Source organism: Caulobacter sp. 602-1, from assembly GCF_003931565.1.
In the GTDB taxonomy this organism is placed as follows: Bacteria; Pseudomonadota; Alphaproteobacteria; order Caulobacterales; family Caulobacteraceae; genus Caulobacter.
In genome coordinates this window covers 1-3492 of the sequence record NZ_RRYI01000016.1, presented here as the reverse complement: position 1 = coordinate 3492, position 3492 = coordinate 1, and the positions used below count along the sequence as shown (strand labels likewise).

Here is a 3492-nt window from a genome sequence, read left to right as displayed (position 1 = left end):
TATTGTCCGGCGGCGTTGGCGTGGACGTAGACGGCGATGGCCTTGATGGTTTCGGGGCTGAGGCGTCCGGCCCAGGTGGGCATGACGCCGCCGTTCCCGGCGAAGATCTGGCCGCGGATGGCGGCGCGGTCGGCGCCGTAGAGCCATTCGCTGTCGGTGAGGTTGGGGGCGCCGAGGGTCTGGTCGCCCTTGCCTTCCAGGCCGTGGCAGGCCACGCACTGGGTGTCGAAGATCGGCTTGGCGCGGGCGATGGCCCCGGCGTCGGCCGGACGGTTCGACAGGTGGACGACATATTCGGTCAGGTCGTCGATCTGCTCGGGCTTGAGCAGCTCGTCGCGGCCGAAGGCGGGCATCTGCGACATCCGCGCCCCGTCCGCGCCGGTGCGCACGCCGTGGGTGATGGTGTACTGGATGTCCTCCAGCTTGCCGCCCCACAGCCAGACGTCGTCGCGCAGGTTGGGATAGCCCTTGCCGCCGGTGCCGCCGATGCCGTGGCAGGTGGCGCAGTTGTCGCCGAACACCGACTGGCCCACCTGCTGGGCGTAGGCCTGCAGCTTGGGATCCTTCTCGATCTGCTCGAGGCTGGCGGTGCGCAGCTGGGCCGCGCCCGCGCCGCGCTGGACGTCCAGGGCCTTGAGCTCCTGGCCCACGGCGGCCCGGTCGGACTGATGCAGCAGGCCCTTGGTGTAGCCATGCACGCCCGGCCAGGCCGGCATCAGCACCCAGTAGCCGATCGAGAAGGCGATGCAGCCGTACCAGACCCACAGCCACCAGCGCGGCAGCGGGTTGTCCAGTTCGCGGATGCCGTCCCACTCGTGGCCGGTGGTCTCGACGCCGGTGACGTCGTCGGTCTTGCGTTCGGAAGCCATCAGGAGAGCTCCTCGTCATCCAGCGGCATGCGCGCGGCGTGTTGGAATTCGGCCTTCTTGGAAGGCCGCAGGGCATAGGCGACACCGGCCAGGAAGATCAGGCCGAAGTAGATCAGTCCGCCCTGCTGGGCGAAGCGCGCCACGGTTTCGTAGGAGAGCTGGCTCATCGCTGGTTCTCCGGGGCCTGGGCCTTGTAGGACTTGAAGTCGACCTGGGTCCCGAGCATCTGCAGATAGGCCACCAGGGCGTCCATCTCGGTGATCCTGTCGGGATCGCCGTCGAAGTCGCGGTTGGCCACCTTGGCCCCGTAGCGGCCGCGCAGGGCCACCGCGTCGGTCGAGTACGGATCGGCCTGGGCCTCCAGGTCCTTCCTGGCGTTGGTCAGCTGATCGGCCGTGTAGGGCACGCCCTCGGTGCGCAGCACCTTCATCCGGTCGACGATGTCGCCATAGTCCAGGTCCTTCTCGGCCAGGAACTTGTAGGGCGGCATCACCGACTCCGGCACCACCGAGCGCGGGTCGATCAGGTGGTCGCGGTGCCAGGCGTCGGAGTACTTGCCCCCGACCCGGGCCAGGTCGGGCCCGGTGCGCTTGGACCCCCACTGGAACGGGTGGTCGTACATGCTCTCGGCGGCCAGGCTGTAGTGGCCATAACGCTCGACCTCGTCGCGCAGGGGGCGGATCATCTGCGAGTGGCACAGATAGCAGCCCTCGCGGACATAGATGTCGCGGCCGTTCAGTTCCAGCGGCGTGTAGGGCCGTACGCCCTGCACCTTCTCGATGGTGCCCTGCAGCCAGAACAGCGGGGCGATCTCGACCAGCCCCCCGATCGAGACGACGATGAGGATGCCGACGACGAGCAGCAGCGAATGCCGCTCGAACTTGGCGTGATGCTTCCAGACGGACATGGGCGGCCTCAGGCGATCGCGGTGGCGGGAGCGGCCGTTTCGTCGGCCGGCTCGGCGGAGGGCGAAGCGATCGTCTTCCAGATGTTGACGATCATGATCAGGGCCCCGGACAGGTACATCAGGCCCCCGACGGCGCGGATGACGTTCTCGATGTGCTTGGCCGAGACGGTCTCGATGAAGCTGTAGGCCAGGAAGCCCTGGGGCGTGTAGGCGCGCCACATCAGGCCTTCCATGATGCCCGACACCCACATCGCGGCGATGTAGAGCAGGATGCCGGTGGTCGCGATCCAGAAGTGCCACTCGATCAGCTTGGTCGAGTACATCTCCTTCTTCTTCCACAGCCACGGCACCAGGCAGTAGACCGCCCCGAAGCTGATGAAGCCCACCCAGCCCAGCGCGCCCGAATGCACGTGGCCGATGGTCCAGTCGGTGTAGTGGCTCAGCGCGTTGACCGCGCGGATCGACATCACCGGACCTTCGAAGGTGCTCATGCCGTAGAAGGCGATCGACACCACCATCATCCGCACCACCGGGTCGGTGCGCAGCTTGTCCCACGCCCCCGACAGCGTCATCAGGCCGTTGATCATGCCGCCCCAGGACGGCATCCACAGCATGATCGAGAAGGTCATGCCCAGGGTCTGGGCCCACTGCGGCAGGGCCGTGTAGTGCAGGTGGTGCGGGCCGGCCCAGATGTAGATGAAGATCAGCGCCCAGAAGTGCACGATCGACAGGCGGTAGCTGTAGACCGGACGCTCCACGCGCTTGGGCACGAAGTAGTACATCATGGCCAGGAAGCCGGCGGTCAGGAAGAAGCCGACGGCGTTGTGGCCGTACCACCACTGCACCAGCGCATCCTGCACGCCCGAGAAGACGCCATAGGACTTGTGGTTCAGCAGACCCACCGGAATGGCGGCGTTGTTGACCAGGTGCAGCAGGGCGATGGTGACGATGAAGGCCAGGTAGAACCAGTTGGCCACGTAGATGTGGGGTTCCTTGCGCTTCCAGATCGTGCCCAGGAACACCAGCAGATAGGCGACCCAGACGATGGTCAGCCACAGGTCGGTGTACCACTCCGGCTCGGCGTATTCCTTGCCTTGGGTCGCGCCCATCAGATAGCCGGTCGCGGCCAGCACGATGAACAGCTGATAGCCCCAGAACACGAACCACGGCGCGATGCCGCCCGCCAGCTTGGCCTTGCAGGTGCGCTGCACGACCCAGAACGACGTGGCGATCAGCGCGTTGCCCCCGAAGGCGAAGATCACCGCCGAGGTGTGCAGCGGCCGCAGCCGGCCAAAGTTCAGCCAGCCCGCTTCCGGAAAATAGAAGATCGTCGGCCACGACAGCTGGGCGGCGATCACCACCCCCACCAGCAGACCCGCCGCCGCCCAGAACATCGTGGCGATCACACCCGCCTTGATGACGTTGTCGCTATAGCGGTCGGGATGCTCCACCAGCGTGCCGCCCGACAACCCCGCGTTCAGAACGAACGCGGCGATCACCCCCGCCAGCGCGATGGTCTCGGCCTGCAGCCGGAAGATCGGATCCTGGGTCAGTCCCGCGCCGAGGATCGCCAGGAACGCGCCTACGGCCGAAACGATCAGTAAAGCGCCCGAACCCGCAGGGGGCCTGGCGTAAGTATGAGACGGGGCGGACATGCAGACTCCCTGCGGCGAACCTAAACCCCTCCTCTCACGCACCGCATGCCCAGGCTTTGAT

General features: G+C 66.5%; 4 protein-coding genes. All 4 read right to left on the bottom strand.

The features are described from left to right. A partial coding sequence (ccoP, locus tag EIK80_RS25025) for a cytochrome-c oxidase, cbb3-type subunit III (protein WP_125159712.1) occupies positions 1–869 on the bottom strand: 869 nt, incomplete at its 3' end. Beyond that, the gene (locus EIK80_RS25020; RefSeq protein ID WP_099578182.1) at positions 869–1036 is read right to left on the bottom strand and encodes a cbb3-type cytochrome c oxidase subunit 3; all 168 of its coding nucleotides are present in this window, start codon (positions 1034–1036) and stop codon (positions 869–871) included. The genes EIK80_RS25020 and ccoP, both read right to left, overlap by 1 nt. Beyond that, on the bottom strand, positions 1033–1776 hold the full coding sequence (ccoO, locus tag EIK80_RS25015) for a cytochrome-c oxidase, cbb3-type subunit II (RefSeq protein WP_125159711.1): 744 nt from the start codon (positions 1774–1776) through the stop codon (positions 1033–1035). Before ccoO ends, EIK80_RS25020 begins: the two co-directional genes overlap by 4 nt. A gap of 8 nt (positions 1777–1784) precedes the next feature. Then, the gene (ccoN, locus tag EIK80_RS25010; RefSeq protein ID WP_125159710.1) at positions 1785–3431 is read right to left on the bottom strand and encodes a cytochrome-c oxidase, cbb3-type subunit I; all 1647 of its coding nucleotides are present in this window, start codon (positions 3429–3431) and stop codon (positions 1785–1787) included. Between the last annotated feature and the right edge of the window lie 61 nt (positions 3432–3492).